Below are 19,628 nucleotides of genomic sequence, written 5' to 3' on the forward strand. Positions count from 1 at the left end.
GTCCTCGCGACGGGGCGGCCTGCCCGGGATGTGGCGCGGCTGGGGCAACTGTCTTGCCGGGGGCGGTCGTTCGGATTCGGCCAGATCCGGCGAAGTGGGCCGATTTCGGAGCGGAATGGGAACCTCCGCCCGAGGTTCGCCGTATTCCTGAAGGAAGGTCACCAACAGGCTCATTGGCCCATCAGTGAGGAATCCGACATGAACCGTACGCTTCGCTACACCGGAGTCGCCCTGGCCACCGTCGCGCTGTTCGCCGGAGGTTCGGCCGTCGCCATGGCCGCGCCGCAGGTCGTCCACACGTCGGCGCCGATCGTCGCCACGGCGCCCGCGGCGGCGACGCTGACGGCCAAGGCCAGCGTGACGACGGTCAAGGCGTGGCAGCAGTTCCGGATCAGCGGTGTCGCCAAGGGCGTCAAGGCGGGCACCAAGGTCACGGTCCAGCAGAAGCAGGGCAAGAAGTGGGTGTCGCTGCCGGCCCAGGCGCCGATCAACGCCAAGGGCGGCTACTCGATACGCGTGAAGCTCGGTATCAAGGGCGTCAACCAGCTGCGTATCGCGGCCGGCAGCGCCGTCTCGCCGGTGGTGAAGGTCACCGTTCGCTGACCGAGGCGGGCTCCGCGGTCAGTCGATGAGGTTGCGGGCGACCATCCACACCGCGGCGATGCCGACGACCACGGCGTTGCCGCGGGCCGTCAGCCGCAGCGGATGGCGCTGCCCGCGGAGCCCGGCGGCCAGCCAGCGCACCAGCACGTACGCGACGGCCGGCACGCCCAGCGTGAGCAGCACGGCGTTGTCGTGGAAGGCCTCCGCGACGTCGCCGTGCATCAGGTCGTACGCCATCCGCGTGCCGCCGCAGAACGGGCACTGCAGCCCGGTCGCCCAGCGGAACGGGCAGGGGAGCAACAGCTGCCCGGAGTGGTGCGGGTTGGTGTTCCAGAGGTAGCCGGCGCCCAGCGCACCGATGCCGAGCGCGAGTGACGCCCGGCGGACGGTGCGCCGGCGGACGGACGCGGCCGCGGGGTCGCCGGGCGCGTCCGGCGGGACGGGTCCGCCCGGCGGCAGCGTTCCGGCGGCCCCCTGCGGCTCGTGGCGGCTCACACGCTCAGCGACCGGGCGTAGTTGACCTGGTTCATGACGAACATGACCTGCTCGCGCGACTGCACCGGGATCATCGTGGAGTGGTGGCGGCCCCCGCTGTTCACCGTGACCTGGACGAAGCCGGTCGTGGTGCGCTCCTTCATCAGGAGGAAGAGCAGGCCGAGGAGGCAGAAGAGGAAGAAGACGATGGCGAGGACGATCGCGTGCGCGGGGATCTTCTCCTCCGTGCGGGACATGTCGGTGGCCGTCCAGACGGCGCCCCGCAGCGGCATCGGGCCGGCCGGCGTCATGATCGTGTCGCCGCTGACCGCGATGTCGCCGAGCGAGATCGCCATGCCGCCGACCGGGGGCGGCTGCTGGGCCGTGAAACCGGCGGCGGGCGGCGGCGGGAAGCCGGGCGCGGGCGGCGGAGCGGCCTGCGGGTAGCCGTAACCGGGCTCTCCGGGGCGGCCGCCCTGCGGGTAGCCGTAACCGGCGTCGGCGGGGCGGCCGGGCTCCGGAGCGGCGTACGGGTTCTGTCCGGGCGGGCCGGGCGGCTGCTCCGGTGGCGGTCCGGGGTACTGGTTCGCCATGGGTGATCTTCCCCCCGAGGATGCGTGATGACGGCAGTACACGGCTCAAGCCGTGAGCCGTGCCACGTCCATCCTGCCAGTCCGCTCACCTGACGTATCAAGGTGATGACCGCATCCGCCGTCACCTTGTGACAGTCGCGGCCCGCCGCGGGCACCGCCGGCGGGCGCGGTGCCGCCCGCCGGGCGGTTACTCTGCGAGATCACCGGCGGTACCGGTGCGGTGGCGCGCCGGGGACCGCCGGGAGGTGCGCGGTGCGGTGCCGCGGGTCCGCCATGATCCATCCGAGCCCGCGCAGGGCGGCCGGAGAGCGGCTGGGACGGTCGGGGCGGCGCGAAGGCATGTAGTCGGGTTACCGTTCGAGTGGCGTTGCGGGGTTTTTCCGTTTGACACGGGGGCGGGAGGTACCGTCACACTCCGCAGCGTCAAGCGTCACCGCAGTGCGCCCCGGGCGTCCGGCCCGGGAGCATTCCCAGCGTCGACCGGAGAGAAGAGCGAAGTTGTCCCCGACCAGCGAGACCGCAGAGGGCGGCGGCCGCCGACTCGTCATCGTCGAGTCGCCTGCCAAGGCGAAGACGATCAAGGGCTACCTCGGCCCCGGCTACGTGGTCGAGGCCAGCGTCGGGCACATCCGCGACCTCCCCAACGGCGCGGCCGAGGTCCCGGCGAAGTACAAGGGCGAGTCCTGGGCCCGCCTCGGCGTGAACGTCGACGCCGACTTCCAGCCGATCTACGTGGTCAACAGCGACAAGAAGGACCAGGTCAAGAAGCTCAAGGAGCTGCTGGCCGAGTCCGACGAACTCTTCCTCGCCACCGATGAGGACCGCGAGGGCGAGGCCATCGCGTGGCACCTCCAGGAGATCCTCAAGCCGAAGGTCCCGGTCCACCGGATGGTCTTCCACGAGATCACCAAGGACGCGATCCGCGAGGCCGTCGCCAACCCCCGCGATCTGAACAAGAAGCTGGTCGACGCCCAGGAGACCCGCCGGATCCTCGACCGCCTCTACGGCTACGAGGTCTCGCCGGTCCTGTGGAAGAAGGTCATGCCCCGGCTGTCCGCCGGCCGGGTGCAATCCGTGGCGACCCGGCTCGTCGTCGAGCGGGAGCGCGAGCGGATCGCGTTCCGCTCCGCCGAGTACTGGGACCTGACCGGCACCTTCGCCACCGGCCGGGCGGGTGACGCCAGCGACCCCTCGACCCTGACCGCCCGGCTGAACAGCGTCGACGGCCGCCGGATCGCCCAGGGCCGCGACTTCGGTCCCAACGGGCAGCTCAAGAACGACGCGCTCCACCTGGACGAGGCGAACGCCCGCGCGCTCGCCGCCGCCCTGGAGAACACCGACTTCGCGGTCCGCTCGGTCGAGTCCAAGCCGTACCGCCGCTCGCCGTACGCGCCGTTCCGGACGACCACCCTCCAGCAGGAGGCCAGCCGCAAGCTCGGCTTCGGCGCCAAGGCCACCATGCAGGTCGCGCAGAAGCTGTACGAGAACGGCTTCATCACCTATATGCGTACGGACTCCACCACGCTCTCGGACACCGCGGTCGCCGCGGCCCGGGCACAGGTGACGCAGCTGTACGGCGCCGGGTACCTGCCGGACAAGCCGCGGACGTACGCCGGCAAGGTCAAGAACGCGCAGGAGGCGCACGAGGCGATCCGTCCCTCCGGCGACCGCTTCCGCACGCCCGCGGAGACGGGGCTGACCGGCGACCAGTTCCGGCTCTACGAGCTGATCTGGAAGCGCACCGTCGCCTCCCAGATGAAGGACGCGACCGGGAACTCCGTCACCGTCAAGATCGGCGGCCGGGCCGCCGACGGGCGGGACGCCGAGTTCAGCGCGTCCGGCAAGACCATCACCTTCCACGGCTTCCTCAAGGCGTACGTGGAGGGCGCCGACGACCCGAACGCGGAGCTGGACGACCGTGAGCGGCGGCTGCCGCAGGTCGCCGAGGGCGATGCGCTCGCCGCGCGGGAGATCACCGCCGACGGCCACGCCACCAAGCCGCCCGCCCGCTACACCGAGGCCACGCTGGTCAAGGAGCTGGAAGAGCGCGAGATCGGCCGCCCGTCGACGTACGCGTCGATCATCGGCACGATCCTGGACCGCGGCTACGTCTTCAAGAAGGGGACGGCGCTGGTTCCGTCGTTCCTCTCCTTCGCGGTGGTCAACCTCCTGGAGAAGCACTTCGGCCGGCTGGTCGACTACGACTTCACCGCCAAGATGGAGGACGACCTCGACCGGATCGCGCGCGGTGAGGCGCAGGCCGTGCCGTGGCTGCGGCGCTTCTACTTCGGCGAGACCGGGCCTGACAGCGGCTCCGCCGCGGGCGTGGGAGGTGCGGCGGACGCCGGGAACGGCGACGGCGACCACCTCGGCGGCCTCAAGGAGCTGGTCACGGACCTGGGCGCGATCGACGCCCGGGAGATCTCGTCCTTCCCGGTCGGCGACGGCATCACGCTGCGGGTCGGCCGCTACGGCCCCTACGTGGAGCGCGGCGAGAAGGACGAGGAGGGCCACCAGCGGGCCGACGTCCCCGACGACCTGGCGCCCGACGAGCTGACGGTTCAGTACGCCGAGGAGCTGCTGGCCAAGCCGAGCGGCGACTTCGAGCTGGGCATGGACCCGGTCTCCGGCCACCAGATCGTGGCGAAGGACGGCCGCTACGGCCCGTACGTCACCGAGGTGCTGCCCGAGGGCACCCCGAAGACCGGCAAGAACGCGGTCAAGCCGCGCACCGCCTCGCTCTTCAAGTCGATGTCCCTGGACACCGTGACCCTGGAGGACGCGCTCAAGCTGATGTCGCTGCCGCGCGTCGTCGGCGCGGACGCAGAGGGCGTGGAGATCACGGCGCAGAACGGCCGCTACGGCCCGTACCTGAAGAAGGGCACCGACTCGCGCTCCCTGGAGAGCGAGGAGCAGCTGTTCACGATCACCCTCGACGAGGCGCTGGCGATCTACGCCCAGCCCAAGCAGCGCGGGCGCGCCGCCGCCAAGCCGCCGCTCAAGGAGCTGGGCACGGACCCGGTGAGCGGCAAGCCGGTGGTGGTCAAGGACGGCCGGTTCGGCGCGTACGTCACGGACGGCGAGACCAACGCGACGCTGCGCCGGGACGACGACGTCGAGACGATCACCGCCGAGCGCGGCTACGAGCTGCTGGCGGAGAAGCGCGCCAAGGGGCCGGCGAAGAAGACCGCCAAGAAGGCGCCGGCCAAGAAGACGGCCGCGAAGAAGACGGCTGTGAAGAAGACGGCCGCCAAGAAGACCGCGGCGAAGAAGACGACCACCGCGAAGAAGACGACCACCGCGAAGAAGGCCACGGCCAAGACGGCGGCGAAGAAGACGGCCGCGCCGGCCGAGGACTGAGCCGCCCCGGGCCGCCGGAGCCGGCGTGGACCGGCGCGGCACAAGGGCGGGCCAGGCGGACGAGTTCGCCCGGCCCGCCCCTTCGCATCCGACGGTGCCCGCCTATTTGTTCGGGCGGGCGCCCGGTAGTGTGCCCTGTCCCGATAGGCTGGCGGGATGACGCGTGCCGAGCAGCCAACGGTCGTGCCCCCCACCTCAGACGCGCTCGCAGCGGACTCCCGCGAGCGTGCGGTGCGAGCCCTGCTCCGCTTCCCTCCTTTGAAGCGGCTGTGGAGCGCCCAGTTCGTCGGGGGTATCGGCGATGCCCTGTCCTTGCTTGTCCTGGTATTGCTCGCCCTTCAGGCGGCGCTGTATGTACCGCTGGGCGGCCACGCCGTGTTCGGCGGAGGCTATAGGGGCGCCGCCTTCGCGGTCACCGCGGTCTTCGGCGTCCGGCTGCTGGCGACACTGCTCTTCGGGGCCGTCCTCCTGGGGCCGCTGTCCGCGCTCACCGCGCCCGACGGGCCGCTGGACCGCCGCTGGACGATGATCGGCGCGGACGCGCTGCGGCTCGCGCTGCTGGTCATCGCCCCCCTCTGGATCGACTGGACGCCGGCCGACGCGCTCGCCTGGCTGCTGGTGACGGTCTTCGTCTCCGGCGTCGCCGAGCGCTTCTGGACCGTCGCCAGGGAGAGCGCGGCACCCGCGCTGCTGCCCGCGCCGCCCCCGGAGGGCGCCACCGTCCGGCCGCTGCCCGACAACATGGACGCGCTGCGCCGACTGTCGCTGCGCACCAGTTTCGTCTCGCTGCCGATCGCCGCCGCCGCGCTGGTGGTCGTCACGCTGATCGGGAAGCTGCTGGGCACCGGCGTCGAGTGGTTCCACCTCCACCAGGCCGCGCTGGGCTCGTACGTGGCGGCCGGCCTGTTCGCCGCCTCCGTGTCGATCCTGTACTTCATCGAGCTGCCCGGCGGTCAGACCCCCCGGCCGCGCTCCCCGCTGGAGGGCCTGCGCCGCCCGAAGTCCGCCGGCAAGCCGGGCGCGGGGCCCGACAAGGGCCGTACGGGCGCGATCCCGCTGTTGGTGCCCGCCTGCGCGGCGGTGGCCGGCGCGATCGCCGCGGCCGTCGCGCTCTCCGTACTGCACGCCTTCGACCTGGCCACCGGCCCTGCCACCTACGCGCTGCTGGTGCTCGCGCTGACCGGCGGCACGGTCATCGGCATCCGCGCCGCCCGCAAGGTGCTGCCCGCGCTCTCCCGGCGCCGGCTGCTGGCCATGGCGGTCGCCGGCACCGGCCTGGCGCTGCTGGCCATGGGGCTGGTCCCGGACCCGACGACGGTGCTGCTGCTCGCGCTGCTGGCCGGTGTCTGCGCCGGTATCGCCGCCAATACGGGCCATGTGCTGCTGGACCAGGAGTCCGAGGCGTTCCGCAGCGCCCGTACGACCGAGCATCTGCACGCCGTCGTCCGGCTCGCGGTCGCGCTGGCCGCCATCGCCGCGCCCCTGCTGGCCGGTGTCATCGGCCCGCACCACGTCGGCAGCGGCGCCTTCGTCTTCGCGCACGGCGGCGCCGCGTACACCCTGATGCTGGCCGGCGCGCTGCTGCTGCCGGTCGCCGCCTGGGTGCTGGGCAAGACCGACGACCGGCAGGGCGTACCGCTGCGGCGCGACCTGCGCGAGGCGCTGCGCGGAGGCGACCCGGCCCAGGCGCCCGCCGCCACCGGTTTCTTCATCGCCCTGGAGGGCGGTGACGGCGCCGGGAAGTCGACCCAGGTCGAGGCGCTGGCGGAGTGGATCCGCAGCAAGGGCCACGAGGTCGTGGTGACCCGCGAGCCGGGCGCCACCGCCGTCGGCAAGCGGCTGCGGGCGATCATCCTGGACGTGTCCACGTCCGGACTCTCGGACCGGGCCGAGGCGCTGATGTTCGCCGCCGACCGCGCCGAGCACGTCGACAGCGTCATCCGGCCCGCCCTGGAGCGCGGCGCGATCGTCATCACCGACCGTTACGTCGACTCCTCGGTGGCCTACCAGGGCGCCGGCCGCAACCTCGCACCCACGGAGATCGCCCGGATCAACCGCTGGGCGACGGACGGCCTGATTCCGCATCTGACCGTGCTGCTGGACGTCTCGCCGGAGACCGCGCGCGAGCGCTTCACCGAGGCGCCGGACCGGATGGAGTCCGAGCCCGCCGAGTTCCACGAGCGGGTGCGCGCCGGATTCCTGGCGCTGGCCGCCGCCGACCCGGCCCGCTACCTGGTCGTCGACGCCGGCCAGGAGCCGGAGGCCGTCACCACCGCCGTACGCCACCGCCTCGACCAGGTCCTGCCGCTGTCCGAGGCGGAGCTCAAGGCACAGGCCGAGGCCCGCAAGGCAGCCGAGGAGGAGGCCCGCCGCAGGGCCGAGGAGGAGGCCGCGCGCAAGGCGGAGGAGGCGCGCCTGGAGCGTGAGCGCCAGGAGCAGCTGGCCAAGCTGCGCGCCGAGGAAGAGGAGCGCAAGCGCCGCGAGGCCGAGGAGGCCAAGGCCCGGGAGACCGCCCGCCAGGCCGAGGAGGCGCGGCAGCGCGCCGAGGAGGCCCGTGCGGCGGCGGAGGCGGAGCGGCAGCGCCGCGAGGCGGAGGAGAAGGCCCGCCACGCCGAACAGGAGCGGCTGCGCAGGCAGCACGAGGAGGAGGCGCGGCTGCGCCGGGAGGCCGAGGAGCGCCGCCTGGAGAAGCAGCGCAAGGCCGAGGAGGCGCTGCTGCGCGCCGAGCAGGCCCGGGTCGAGGCGGCCCAGGCGGCTGCGGCCGCGGAGGCGAAGGCGGCTGCCGAGGCGGCCGAATCGGCCGAGGCGCAGACCACGGAGACCGACGTCACGCAGCTGCGGAAGCGGGTGGCCAAGGAGAACGAATCCGGGTCCGTTTCCGCGAACGGGGCTTCCGGTTCCGGTACGGGCGCCGCGTCGGACGCCGAGCGGACCGCGGCGCTGCCGCGGCCCGAGGCGCGGGAGGCGGACGAGACGGCGGTGCTGCCGCCGGTCCGGGACGCCGGCCGGGGAGGCGGTGCGGACTCCGAGGAGACGACCGTGCTGCCGCCCGTACGGGACGACGACCCGGCGGACCGGGTGCCGCCGTGGGTGTTCCAGGAGGACGGCAAGGACGCGCACGGCGAACCGGCCGACGGCGGCCCGGAGCGGACCCGCGAACTCCCGCAGGTCGACCCGGCCACCGGCCGCCCCGCGGAGAACGGGCAGCATGGCCGCCCGCGCCCGGAGTGGGCGGAGGAGACCCCGCTGGACGACCTGCCGACGCTGGCCGACGAACTCCTCGGCACGCGCCCGGACGACGACGCGGAAGGCGGCGCGGGCGGCAAGGGCCGCCGGGGCCGCGGCCGGCGCGGCTGACCGGAGCGCTCTGACCGAACGGCCGTGGGGGCAGCAATTCCCGCTGCGGCCACGGCCGTTCGGCGTGCGAGGTGGGGCGGCAGCGGCGGCGCCGACGGCTGCCGTGATTCGGTTGTCAGTGGGGTGGACCACAATGGGATACGCGCGGAGGAGGCGCCGGGCGGATCCGCCCGGACCCGCGACCGCGCCGGCACGGCACGCAGAACGGACAGGACGGCGGCAGCGATGGCGGTATGGGACGACGTGGTCGGCCAGGAGCGGGTGACGGCGCAGCTCGCCGCGGCCGCACGCGACGCGGACGCCGTCGTGGCCGCCGAGAGCGCGGCGCGGGCGGGCGGCGAGCAGCCGGCGGCCGAGCGCACCGGCACCTCGCAGATGACCCACGCCTGGCTGTTCACGGGCCCGCCCGGCGCCGGGCGGGCATGCCGATGGCGACGACGGGGAAGGTACGTCCGGCGAGCGGGTTCCTGCGACTACCGGCGGGGGTGCCCAGGTGCGCTCCGTCCTGCGGGGTGACCTGGACGTCGCCGGGGTGGAGAGGACCGTGCCGCCCCGGCAGGTGGAATTGGATGCCTCCGCGGCCTGGTGCGGGCAGGGTGGGGCCGCCGTGATCGAAGGGTTGTAGTTCNCCTCCGGTCCCACCCCCGGCTGCGGCTTCTGCGACGGCTGCCACACCACCCTGGTCGGCACCCACGCCGACGTCGAGATCGTCCGTACGGACCTGCTGTCCATCGGCGTCAAGGAGACCCGCGACCTGGTCCGCAGGGCCTCGCTCTCCCCGGCCGGCGGGCGCTGGCAGGTGATCGTCCTGGAGGACGCCGACCGCCTCACCGAAGGCGCCGGCAACGTCCTCCTCAAGGCCGTGGAGGAGCCCGCTCCGCGTACGGTCTGGCTCCTGTGCGCGCCCTCCATCGAGGACGTGCTCCCCACGATCCGCTCCCGCTGCCGCCACCTCACCCTCCGTACGCCCCCGGTCGGCGCGGTCGCCGACGTCCTCGTACGGCGCGACGGCATCGACCCGGAGGCCGCAGACCGGGCCGCCCGCGCCACCCAGGGGCACATCGACCGGGCCCGCCGGCTCGCCACCGACGAGCGCGCCCGGGCCCGCCGGGCGGCCGTCCTGAAGCTCCCGCTCCGGGTCGACGACATCGGCGGCTGCCTCAAGGCCGCCCAGGAGCTGATCGACGCGGCGTCGGAGGACGCCAAGCAGGTCGCCGAGGAGGTCGACGCCAAGGAGACCGAGGAGCTGCGCGCCGCCCTCGGTGCCGCCGCGGGCACCGGCGGCCGGCTGCCCCGCGGCACCGCCGGCGCCATGAAGGAGCTCCAGGACAAGCAGAAGCGCCGCTCCACCCGTACGCAGCGCGACAGCCTCGACCTGGCCCTGGTCGACCTCACCGGCTTCTACCGCGACGTCCTCGCCCTCCAGATGGGCGCCTCGGTCCCGCTCGCCAACGACGAGGTGCGCGACAGCATCCAGCGCATCGCCACCGCCTCCACGGCGGAGAGCACCCTGCGCCGCATAGAGGCGGTCATCGCCTGCCGGGAGGCCCTGGACCGCAACGTCGCCCCCCTGCTCGCGGTCGAGGCGATGACGGCCGCGCTGCGCGCAGGCTGAATCACGGTCCCCACCGTCCTCAGGAGTACGCACTCACCGTCCTCGCCCCGATACGCTCCGTAAAGCACTCGCGATTAAGGACGCCCGCCCCAGGACCACCGGCCACACACCCCAGGGACCGCCCATGCAGCCCAGCCGCCTGCTCCGCACCCCCGCCGCCGCAGCCGCCGCTGCCGCCGCGGCCCTCGCCCTGCTGATCTCCGGCTGCTCGTCCGGGAGTTCGTCGCCCGGTGGCGCGCCGTCCCCGGGGCGTACGAACGACGCCGGCACCGAGCGCCAGGCGTCCGACGGCTCGCCCCTCGCGCCGCTGCCCCTCGCGGTCCCGGCCAACCTCCGCCCGTACTACGACCAGAAGCTGAGCTGGCACGACTGCGGGGTGGCGGGCTTCCAGTGCGCGACGATGAAGGCCCCGCTGGACTACGCCAACCCCAGCGCGGCCACCGACCTGCAGCTCGCCGTGGCCCGCAGGCAGGCCACCGGCCCCGGGACGCGGCTCGGTTCCCTGATGGTCAACCCCGGCGGCCCCGGCGGCTCCGCGATCGACTACCTCCAGCAGTACGCGCCCCAGCCGGCCGCCATCCGCGCGCGCTACGACATGGTGGCGATGGACCCGCGCGGCGTGGCCCGCAGTGAGCCGATCGAATGCCTCAGCAACCAGCAGATGGACCGCTTCACCCAGACCGACACGACCCCCGACACCCCCGCCGAGGTCAACCAGCTGGTCACCGCCTACCGCAACTTCGCCAAGGGCTGCGAGGCCCACTCCGGCAAGCTGCTGCCGCACGTCTCCACCATCGAGGCGGCCCGCGACATGGACATCCTGCGCGGCGTCCTGGGCGACAGGAAGCTGACGTATGTCGGCGCCTCCTACGGCACCTTCCTCGGCGCGACCTACGCGGGCCTCTTCCCGTCCCACTCCGGCCGCCTGGTCCTCGACGGCGCCATGGACCCGTCACTGAACTCGCGAGCCATCAACATCGACCAGACCGCCGGCTTCAACACCGCCTTCCTGGCCTTCGCCGCCGACTGCGTCAAGAAGAAGGACTGCCCCCTCGGCAACAAGAACCCCGAGGACGCCGGCAAGCAGCTCTCCGCCCTCTTCAAGAAGCTGGACGCCCAGCCGGAGGACACCGGCCAGGACCGCAAGCTCACCGAGTCCCTCGCCACGACCGGCGTCATCGCCGCCATGTACGACCAGGGCGCCTGGTCCGAACTCCGCGAGTACCTCGCCCAGGCCCAGTCGGGCAACGGCCGCGGGCTGCTCGCCCTCTCGGACAGCTACTACGAGCGCAAGTCCGACGGCCACTACGCCAACCAGATGTACGCCAACCCCGCCGTCAACTGCCTCGACCTCGCCCCCGCCTTCACCGGCCCCGACCAGGTCCGCGCCGCCCTGCCCGCCTTCCGCAGGGCATCCCCGGTCTTCGGCGACAACTTCGCCTGGTCCGCCCTGAACTGCGCGTACTGGCCGGTCAAGCACACCGGCACCCCCCACCGCATCGAGGCCAAGGGCGCCGACCCGATCGTCGTCGTCGGCACCACCCGCGACCCGGCCACCCCGTACACCTGGGCCAAGGGCCTCGCCGCCCAGCTCTCCAGCGCCACCCTCCTCACGTACGTGGGCGACGGCCACACCGCCTACGGCCGCGGCAGCGACTGCATCGACACCGCCATCAACACCTACCTCCTCGAAGGCACCCCACCCGCCAAGAACAAGCGCTGCACGTGACCCACCCCACACCCCCCTGACCAGCCCCCGAACCGATGACAAAGCACCCCCCGCTCCTGTGTAGACTGGGCCGCGCACCACGCCGCCTTAGCTCAGTTGGCCAGAGCAACGCACTCGTAATGCGTAGGTCTCGGGTTCGAATCCCGAAGGCGGCTCTTGTGGAAGCCCAGGTCAGGAAGTTCTGACCTGGGCTTTTTCTTGTTTGGGGTCGGGGTGCGGTTGCTTGGGCGGCGGGACCGGGGCGGCGGGGAGCGGCCGGGAGCAGTAGGGAGCAAGTCGCCGGTGGTGTGGCTGGGTTGGGGCGGGTTCGGGGCCGGGGGATCGCCGGTGGGGGCATGGATTCGGGGCGGTTGGGCTTGATCGCGGCGGGGCCTCGGGACCGCCCGTAAAGCCAGCCGATGCCCTGGCTCGCGTTGATCAGTGCGGTGAGGAGCCAGGTGAGGGCGTCGAGGGTGCGGGGGTAGGCGCCGGCGGTGAGTGGGACCACCGGGGTGCCTGGGGGCCGTCGGCCCGTAGAGGGCGCCGCGCAGGGTGGCGTTGCTGAAGCGAGCCGGGCGCCGGGCCGGGTGGCGGGGCGGGCGCGAGGGGAATCGCACGAATGGCCGGATGGGGCCCCGGAGGCCGGGGTGCGCTCCGGCCTGCGGAAAGGCGGGGTGGTGGGGTGCCGGGGGCGGTGGGGGGAGGAGGCGTTCGCCTGGCGGGGCCGCGGGGCCGGGGGCAGAGTCGGGAGGCAGGGCGTATCCGCGTTCGTGGAGGGCGGAGGGAGTCCTAGGGGGCGTACCTGACGCAGATGGGCACGTCTGCGGCCGAGCGACCTGGAGGCCCCCGCATGGTGCGGAGAACGGTGCGGATCGCGGCCGGCGGAATCGCGTTTCTGGTGATGGCGACCATGGCCTCGGCCGCGCTGGCGTCCGGACCCGAAGGGCATACGGATCTGGCCACCAGAGGCGGGACGGTCGTGGGTATCAGGGCCGGGCATCAGGCGCCCTTTGTGATCGCGCACCGTGGCGCTTCCCGTTACGCGCCGGAGAACACCCTTGCCGCCGTCGACGCGGCGCACCGCCGCGGGCTCGTATGGGTCGAGAACGACGTGCAGCGGACCAAGGACGGGCGGCTGGTGGTGATTCATGACACCACGCTCAATCGGACCACCGATGCCGCGAAGGTGTTTCCGGGGCGGGCGCCGTGGCGGGTGCGGGATTTCACCGCGGCCGAGATCGCGCGGCTGGATGCCGGGAGCTGGTTCGGAAAGCAGTTCGCGGGGGAGCGGGTGCCGACGCTCGCCGACTATCTGCGGAGGCTGGACCGTAATGGGCAGGGTCTCCTGCTGGAACTCAAGGCGCCCGAGGAATACCCCGGAGTCGAGGCGCAGGCGCTGCGTGAACTGCGCGCACTGGGGTGGCTGGACCGTGCGCATATCCGCCACCGGCTGGTGGTGCAGAGTTTCTGCGTACGGTGCGTGAAGCGGGTGCACCGGCTGATGCCGAAGGTGCGTACGGGGATTCTGGGCGCACCGTCGGTGAGGAAACTGCGGCGCTATGCGCGCTTCGCCGATCAGATCAATCCCCGTATGGCCGAGGTCAGTTCGAAGTGGGCCAGGGCTGTGCACCGGCTGCGTGGGCCGCATGGGCGGCGGCTGGAGATCTATGCGTGGGACGTGGGGGCGAAGGAGAGCGCGCAGTCGGTGCAGGGGCGGGGTGTGGAAGGGGTTATCGACTAGGGCGGTGGGTGTTGGCCCCGAGTGGTCCGGCCCGTGCCGGACCGGGCCGGCACGGTTCGGTTCGGTCCGGCCTGGCGCGGTTTGGTTCGGTGCGGTCGAGTTCGGTCCGGCCCAGGTCTAGTTGGGTACGGTTCTGTTCTGTGCTGTTCCGTTCTTTTGCTTTGCTTCGCTCGGTACGGGTTGGGTAAAGCGGCGATCCGTCGATGCCCCGGCGGGCAGAATCGCGGCCATGGAGAGTGCTCGGGCTGACGAGAGCGCGCGGGCGGATGGCAGCCGATATCCGGTCACCTGGCCGGGGTGGGCCGCCGCCGTATGGGGATTCGTTTTCGCCGTACCGAGCTTCTATTGGGAATTGGGCGGGGCGGCAGGGGCGGAGTCCACGGTTTCGCCGTCGCTGGTCCGCCTCGCGGAGGAGCGGAACGCCGGTTTTATCGCCGTGTTGTGGCTGACCGGCGTGCTCAAAGTCGTCGGCGGGCTCCTGGGGTTGGCACTGGTACGCCGCCGCGCATGGGGGCGCGGGATGAGCTGCATACTCCAGTTGCTGGTATGGGGCGCGGGGGTGCTCCTGGTCTGGCACGGGGCGCTGTTCGTCGGCCAGGGGCTGCTCGTGGAGGCGCACGCCGTCGAACTCGCGCCGGAACTACGGGGGGTGAGCCGCTGGTACACGTTTCTGTGGGGGCCGTGGTTCGTGGCCGGTGGAATTGCCTTTGTGTTTGCCGCCTGGGTCCATTCGGGGCGATTGGCCGAGCATCGGAGTGCCCGGATTGCCGGGGCCGTGGGCGGCTGCGGGGCGTTGCTGCTGTCCGTCATCGCGCTGGTTGCGGGAATCGGCTGAACTTTTCCGGTACGTGTGCGGTGCGTGCGCGCGAATGGTCCATATTTTGCGGCGTTTTTTCCGTGTTGAGTGGAGGAGCCGCGGAGGCGGGGCCGAGGTGGGCGGGCATGGCAGGGCGGGATTTACGGGATTCCGGTGGCGGGGCTAAGGTGCCTTGGGTGTTTGACGCCGCCACACTCCTCGTAAGGAAAACGAGGCGCGGGATTCGGATTTCGGGTTCCCTTTCGGGGAAATGTTCGGGTCCGTGTCCGGCTCGTCCTCTGGGTGCGTACGAGGAGGGCCCTTGATGAACGATGTTCCGGCGCCCGGCGAGCGGCGGGTGCCGCTTCCGACGCCACGGCAGATGCCGGATGACGCGCCGGACGCGGGTGGTACGGCGGAAAGTGCGGGCGCTTCGATGGCCACGCTCTCCTCCGCGGCAACCACGGGAGAGGAGAGGGCGGACGCCAAATCGCCGGCGGAGGAGGGAATTCGGGCTGATGGGCAGACGGGTGGCGATCGGCCACACGGTGTCCTGACGGGCGGAGAAGGTCAGGGGCATGCCGAAACGGTCCGCGGGTGTAAGGCCCGGGACGGTGCGGTCAACGGGCGTACGGCGCAGGGCGGTACGGCCAACGGGCTTAAGGGGAAAGCCTGTACGGGTATGCGTACGGGGCGGGGGGTGGCCGGTGCCGTCGGGGGCACATCCCGCGACGCGTTCTTCGACAACGCGAAATACCTGGCCATCGTGCTGGTGGCAATGGGGCACGCGTGGGAACCGCTGCGTTTCGGCAGCCGGACGGCGGCGGCGCTCTATCTCGCCGTCTATGCGTTCCACATGCCGGCGTTCATCATCATCTCCGGTTATTTCTCGCGCAGTTTCGATTTGCGCCGTGACCGATTGCAGCGGCTGATCACCGGCGTCGCGGTCCCGTACCTCATCTTCGAAGTCGCCTACACCTTCTTCAAACGCTGGGCAGGCGGCGCTCCGAACTACCCCATCAGCCTCCTGGACCCCTGGTATCTGACCTGGTTCCTGGTGGCGCTGTTCATCTGGCGGCTGACCGCACCGCTGTGGAAGATCGTGCGCGCGCCGCTGCCGCTGGCGCTGACCATCGCCATGATGGCGTCCGTCACGCCGGAGATCGGCGACGATCTGAATCTCCAACGGGTGCTGCAGTTCCTGCCGTTCTTCGTGCTGGGGCTGAATCTGCGGCCTGAGCACTTCGCGCTGGTACGCCGCCGGTGGGTGCGGATCGCGGCCGTCCCGGTCCTCGGCGCCGCGCTGCTCGTCGCGTACTGGGCCTCGCCCCGGATGAACGCCGCGTGGTTCTACCACCGCGACAGCGCACAGGAACTGGGCGCCCCGTGGTGGTGGGGTGTGGTGATGACCCTGGCGATGTTCGGCTGCTCGCTGGTGCTGGTGGCCTGTTTCTTCGCCTGGGTGCCGGGCCGCACGATGTGGTGTACGGCGCTGGGCGCGGGCACCCTTTACGGCTACCTCCTGCACGGCTTCCTCGCCAAGGGGTCGCGCTTCTGGGGCTGGTACCACCACGCATGGCTGCACACCCCCTGGGGCGTGGTGCTGCTGACCCTGATCGCCGGGACCGTGATCACCCTGCTGTGTACACCGCCGGTGCAGCGGATCTTCCGGTTCGCGGTGGAGCCGACGATGGCGTGGGCGTTCCGGAAGGTGCCGGTGGAGGCGGCGGCGAGTGGGCGGGGATGAAGTGCGCGGGGCGTCGGACGGGGCAGGATTGCCAGGGCACGTCGGTCCGGGCAACCAGGGCACGTCGGCCGGGGTACGTCGGCAAGGGGGTGGCCGGGAAAGGGGGCGGCCGGGAGGGGTGTTGGGTGCTGGACGATGGTGCTCGTTGCGTTTTTTTGCGGGCGCTCGTCCTGGGACCGGGTTGCCGTAGGCCGTAAGCCCGCGTCCGCCCGGTGGTCGGCCCGGCGGCCCAGGTCGTCAGCCGAAGAGCCGATCGCCCTCCGGACGCGGCGTCTCCTAAGCTCCCTCCAGGCTCCGGCAGGAGCACGCTATGACGGGGGGAGCACCATGACCGCATCCCAGTGGGGCGGCGAGCAGCTCGATCTGGACGCGTATCTGACGCGTATCGGCTACGAGGGCGACCGCCGGCCGACCCTGGAGACGCTGCGAAAGCTGCATGCCGGGCACAGTGCGTCGATCGGCTTCGAGAACATCGAGATCGTGCTGGGCCGCCCGATCCTGCTCGACCTGGAAGCCCTGCAGGCGAAGATGGTCCGGCAGCGGCGCGGCGGCTACTGCTACGAGCAGAACCTCCTGTACGCCGCCGCCCTGGAGCGCCTGGGCTTCCGTGTCACCGGGCTCGGCGCGCGTATCCGGATGGGCGAGCGCAAGGTGCGCCCGGTCACGCACGCGCTGTTGAAGGTCGAGCTGGACGGTACGGACTGGATCACCGACGTCGGCTTCGGCGGTGAGGCGCTGCTCGCACCGATCCCGTTGCAGGACGGTGTCGAGGTGCAGCAGGGCGACTGGACCTTCGGCCTGGTGTACGAGAAGGAGGCCGAGGCGTGGGTGCTGCGCTCGCGGCACGACGACGGCTGGTTCGACCTGTACGCCTTCGGGGCGGAGCGCCGCTTCCCGGCCGACTACAGCGTCTTCAACCACTACATATCGACCCATCCGCGGTCGCCGTTCACCGGCAAGATCGTGGTGCTGCTGCCGCTGGCCGATGTGCGCCGCACGCTCGTCGGGCGGGAGTTCGTGCAGACCCGGCCGGACTGGTCGCGCGAGGTGCGGGAGGTCGCACCGGAGGAGATCCCGGGGCTCCTGGACTCGGAGTTCGGGATCACGCTGTCGCCGGCGGACGCCGGGGCGTTGGTGGCGACGTATGGGACGGAGGGGGAGGGGGAGTGAGCGGATGGACGGGGGCGTGGCGTAACGGGGAGTGCGCGGGCGTGGGGAGTTGGTGTCGTACGGGGGTGAGTGGGGCGCGGCGGGAGCGGGGAGCGGGGAGTTGGCGGGTGAGCCGCGCGGTAGGGGCGGGGCCTTCGTCACTGCCGGACGACGGCGATGCCCTCGATTTCGACCAGGGCCGCTTCGTCCCACAGGCGGGTGGCGCCGATGACGGCCATGGCCGGGAAGTCGCTGCCCACCAGGCGTTTCCACACCCGCCCGATGTCCCGGGCGTGCCGGCGGTAGTCGGCGATGTCGACGGCGAAGACGGTGAGCTTGGCCAGGTCGGACGGCCCGGCGCCGGAGGCGGCCGCCACCTCCAGGAGGTTGGTCAGCGCCCGCTCGAACTGCTCGACGATGCCGTCCCCGACGATCCGGCCCGAACCGTCGAGGGCGGTCTGTCCGGCGAGGAAGACCAGGGTGCCGGGGGCGGTGGCGCGGACGGCGTGGCTGAATCCGGTCGGCGGTGCGAGGTGGGGCGGATTGATGCGCTCCAGGTCGCGGCTGCCGGCGGCGTCGGTGACGGGGGTGCCGATGGGCGGGAGGGCGTCGCTGCCCGGGGTGGTTCCGGTGGATGGGGCGGCCTCGCAGGCCGGGGCGGTGCGGCTGCCCGGGGAGGTGCCGCTCTGCGCGTCGTTCCCGCCGGTCTGACCCCGCTGCCCGTGTTGCCCGCGTCCGGTCTGTGCCTGCTGCCCGCGTGAGCCGCGCGGGCCGTACTCGTCGTCCGCGCTCGGCTTCTCCGTCTCCCCGCCGTCAACGCTCATCCCTGCCGACTCCCCTTCGCCACCAACTCGTATCGCATCCCCAGGGATTGAAGCGCTTCCTGCTCCTCCTGGGGAAGGAGTTCATCGGAGATGCCGAGATCGAATTCGGCCAGTGGCGCCAGCTCGTAGAGCACCTGTCGGCCGGACTCGGAGTGGTCCACGAGCAGCACCCTGCGCCGGGCGGCAGCCATCAGAGCCCGCTTGACCAGGACGATCTCCTGCGCCTGGTGGTAGCAGTGGCCGTTGTCGACCGCGGAGGTGGACAGGAAGGCGATATCCGCGCGGAAGCCGCGGGCGGTATCGGCGGTGGACATGCCGAGGGAGGCGCTGAACGCCGCGTACTGCTCGCTGCCCAACGCGATCACCCGGATGTCGGGCTCCTCCGTCAGCTCGTCGATGACCTGGACGGAGTTGGTGATGACCGTGTACGCGCCGCGCGCGGAGAGCGCACGGGCCAGCGGCAGCGTCGTACCGGAGTCATCGGTGATCACGGCCTGGCCGGGCTCGGCTACGGCCGGCGCGGTGGCGCAGATGGCCTCCTTCGCGGCCACCTGCGCATCGCCGCGCCAGGGCGCGGTGGACTCGGAGAGGGCGCTGGGCGTGGCCGCGGCTCCGCCGCGCACCTTTCGCAGCCACCCCTGACGCTCCAGGGTGTCCAGATCGCGGTGCACCGTCATCTGGCTGACGCCGAGCTCATGGGCCAGGTCCTCGACGGTCACCTGACCCTCGGCCAGCACCCGGTCGGTGAACCGCTTGCGGCGGTCCTTGGGGCTCAGCTTCGTGACCGGCGCGTCCGTCGCGACCCGGGCGTCGGCTGCCCCTTCGGTGTCGGTCAACGCTGGTCCCTTCGCGGATCGGATGTTCGTCGTCCGTCTGCCGCCGGCCCTCTACCCGGCGAGTTGAGGACGTGGCCGGGCTGCGGCGGCCGTGGTTATCGGCTCGGCGCCGTCCAGCGTGCCCTGGACGCCGTAGGGGCGGCAGCGGAGAAACGCGGCTTCGTGGTGGAACGGCGCCGCCCGGTGTTCCTGGACCGCCGCCTTGTGCTGAGGCTGCGCGAAGCCGTATGCGTAGCGGCTCATCGCGGAGACGCTCTGCCATAGGGAGAAGGTGCCGACGAAGCGCGGCGGTCTGACCAGGGCGGTGGACGCGAGCAGAGCGGGATCGCCCGCGGCCCGGCCGGCGGCGGCGGAATTGGCACGCAGGAACGGGACCGCCCGGCGCAGCCGCAGCTTCCCCAGGGTGAGGACGGCGACCGGACCGTCCTCGTCCGCCGACGCGGCGTCGGGGTCCGTCTCGACCGGCATCGGGCTCCAGGCGCCCGAGACCCGCACCGGCAGCAGGCGTACATGCCAGCCGCCGGACAGCAGGCGGGGCAGCGGGTCTTCGGCGAGGAAGCGGTCCAGGGCGGCGTCGTCCTCCCACGAGGCGATCAGCGCGGCCCGGCCGGGGCGCAGCTTGGGCGGGCCGGAGGCGATGGCGCCGGTGAGGGCGGTCTCGGCGTAGCGCAGGCCGGGGGTCGCTCCGGGGCGTGGGCACCGGCCGAGGACGGCCCGCACGGAGCGGACGCCGACGTCGGCGAGATGTACGGAAACGATCACGGCTCTGCCTTCCTGCCCGATCCCACCGAAGTTACTAATGCGTATACCGTCTGGTACACGACC

13 protein-coding genes, 1 tRNA gene and 1 pseudogene are annotated in these 19,628 nt (G+C 72.1%); 10 read left to right on the forward strand and 5 right to left on the reverse strand.

The window, feature by feature from the left end; translation table 11 throughout:
• Positions 1–198 precede the first annotated feature (198 nt).
• Positions 199–603: a hypothetical protein gene (locus ACO1BR_RS09650; protein WP_426794610.1), complete on the forward strand. Its 405-nt coding sequence runs from the start codon at positions 199–201 to the stop codon at positions 601–603.
• A gap of 18 nt (positions 604–621) precedes the next feature.
• On the opposite strand, the gene ACO1BR_RS09655 is transcribed toward ACO1BR_RS09650, so the two are convergent.
• Positions 622–1,098 carry a DUF2752 domain-containing protein gene (locus ACO1BR_RS09655; RefSeq protein ID WP_426794611.1) on the reverse strand — a complete coding sequence of 159 codons (477 nt, stop codon included), beginning with the start codon at positions 1,096–1,098 and terminating at the stop codon, positions 622–624.
• Positions 1,095–1,670: a hypothetical protein gene (locus tag ACO1BR_RS09660; protein WP_426794612.1), complete on the reverse strand. Its 576-nt coding sequence runs from the start codon at positions 1,668–1,670 to the stop codon at positions 1,095–1,097. The genes ACO1BR_RS09655 and ACO1BR_RS09660 overlap by 4 nt, the downstream gene beginning before the upstream one ends.
• 498 nt (positions 1,671–2,168) lie before the next feature.
• Here ACO1BR_RS09660 and topA point away from each other — a divergent pair, with 498 nt between their 5' ends.
• The 9 genes and pseudogenes from topA (at position 2,169) to ACO1BR_RS09705 (ending at position 17,164) form a co-directional block, all read left to right on the forward strand.
• Entirely contained in the window at positions 2,169–5,030 is a 2,862-nt protein-coding gene (topA, locus tag ACO1BR_RS09665) for a type I DNA topoisomerase (protein ID WP_426794613.1), read from the forward strand.
• A gap of 156 nt (positions 5,031–5,186) precedes the next feature.
• On the forward strand, positions 5,187–8,387 hold the full coding sequence (gene tmk, locus ACO1BR_RS09670; RefSeq protein WP_426794614.1) for a dTMP kinase: 3,201 nt from the start codon (positions 5,187–5,189) through the stop codon (positions 8,385–8,387).
• A 225-nt stretch (positions 8,388–8,612) separates the two neighbouring features.
• Positions 8,613–10,002: pseudogene (locus tag ACO1BR_RS09675) on the forward strand (DNA polymerase III subunit delta').
• Positions 10,003–10,126: 124 nt separating this feature from the next.
• The gene (locus tag ACO1BR_RS09680) at positions 10,127–11,731 is read left to right on the forward strand and encodes an alpha/beta hydrolase (RefSeq protein ID WP_426794615.1); all 1,605 of its coding nucleotides are present in this window, start codon (positions 10,127–10,129) and stop codon (positions 11,729–11,731) included.
• A gap of 81 nt (positions 11,732–11,812) precedes the next feature.
• Positions 11,813–11,886, forward strand: a tRNA-Thr gene (locus ACO1BR_RS09685).
• 674 nt (positions 11,887–12,560) lie between these two features.
• On the forward strand, positions 12,561–13,451 hold the full coding sequence (locus ACO1BR_RS09690) for a glycerophosphodiester phosphodiesterase (protein WP_426794616.1): 891 nt from the start codon (positions 12,561–12,563) through the stop codon (positions 13,449–13,451).
• Between the two features lie 229 nt (positions 13,452–13,680).
• Entirely contained in the window at positions 13,681–14,286 is a 606-nt protein-coding gene (locus tag ACO1BR_RS09695) for a DUF3995 domain-containing protein (RefSeq protein ID WP_426794617.1), read from the forward strand.
• Between the two features lie 643 nt (positions 14,287–14,929).
• Positions 14,930–15,994, forward strand: a complete 1,065-nt coding sequence (locus tag ACO1BR_RS09700; RefSeq protein WP_426794618.1) for an acyltransferase family protein — start codon at positions 14,930–14,932, stop codon at positions 15,992–15,994.
• Between the two features lie 327 nt (positions 15,995–16,321).
• Positions 16,322–17,164 carry an arylamine N-acetyltransferase family protein gene (locus ACO1BR_RS09705; RefSeq protein WP_426794619.1) on the forward strand — a complete coding sequence of 281 codons (843 nt, stop codon included), beginning with the start codon at positions 16,322–16,324 and terminating at the stop codon, positions 17,162–17,164.
• A 137-nt stretch (positions 17,165–17,301) separates the two neighbouring features.
• On the opposite strand, the gene ACO1BR_RS09710 is transcribed toward ACO1BR_RS09705, so the two are convergent.
• The 3 genes from ACO1BR_RS09710 to ACO1BR_RS09720 all read right to left on the reverse strand — a co-directional run bounded on the left by ACO1BR_RS09710 (position 17,302) and on the right by ACO1BR_RS09720 (position 19,565).
• Positions 17,302–17,739, reverse strand: coding sequence for a RidA family protein (locus ACO1BR_RS09710; RefSeq protein ID WP_426794718.1), 438 nt, complete (start codon positions 17,737–17,739; stop codon positions 17,302–17,304).
• A 224-nt stretch (positions 17,740–17,963) separates the two neighbouring features.
• Positions 17,964–18,803: a DeoR/GlpR family DNA-binding transcription regulator gene (locus tag ACO1BR_RS09715; protein ID WP_426794620.1), complete on the reverse strand. Its 840-nt coding sequence runs from the start codon at positions 18,801–18,803 to the stop codon at positions 17,964–17,966.
• 51 nt (positions 18,804–18,854) lie between these two features.
• Entirely contained in the window at positions 18,855–19,565 is a 711-nt protein-coding gene (locus ACO1BR_RS09720; protein ID WP_426794621.1) for a spheroidene monooxygenase, read from the reverse strand.
• Positions 19,566–19,628 lie beyond the last annotated feature (63 nt).

Source organism: Streptomyces sp. YGL11-2 (genome assembly GCF_050054615.1).
GTDB lineage: Bacteria > Actinomycetota > Actinomycetes > Streptomycetales > Streptomycetaceae > Streptomyces.

What these genes read in the sequence shown, in the direction of transcription:
- ACO1BR_RS09650 (WP_426794610.1), top strand. Translation starts at nt 199, where the DNA reads ATGAACCGTACGCTTCGCTACACCGGAGTCGCCCTGGCCACCGTCGCG.
- ACO1BR_RS09660 (WP_426794612.1), bottom strand. Translation starts at nt 1,670, where the DNA reads ATGGCGAACCAGTACCCCGGACCGCCACCGGAGCAGCCGCCCGGCCCG.
- tmk (WP_426794614.1), top strand. Translation starts at nt 5,187, where the DNA reads ATGACGCGTGCCGAGCAGCCAACGGTCGTGCCCCCCACCTCAGACGCG.
- ACO1BR_RS09680 (WP_426794615.1), top strand. Translation starts at nt 10,127, where the DNA reads ATGCAGCCCAGCCGCCTGCTCCGCACCCCCGCCGCCGCAGCCGCCGCT.
- ACO1BR_RS09690 (WP_426794616.1), top strand. Translation starts at nt 12,561, where the DNA reads ATGGTGCGGAGAACGGTGCGGATCGCGGCCGGCGGAATCGCGTTTCTG.
- ACO1BR_RS09695 (WP_426794617.1), top strand. Translation starts at nt 13,681, where the DNA reads ATGGAGAGTGCTCGGGCTGACGAGAGCGCGCGGGCGGATGGCAGCCGA.
- ACO1BR_RS09700 (WP_426794618.1), top strand. Translation starts at nt 14,930, where the DNA reads ATGCGTACGGGGCGGGGGGTGGCCGGTGCCGTCGGGGGCACATCCCGC.
- ACO1BR_RS09705 (WP_426794619.1), top strand. Translation starts at nt 16,322, where the DNA reads ATGACCGCATCCCAGTGGGGCGGCGAGCAGCTCGATCTGGACGCGTAT.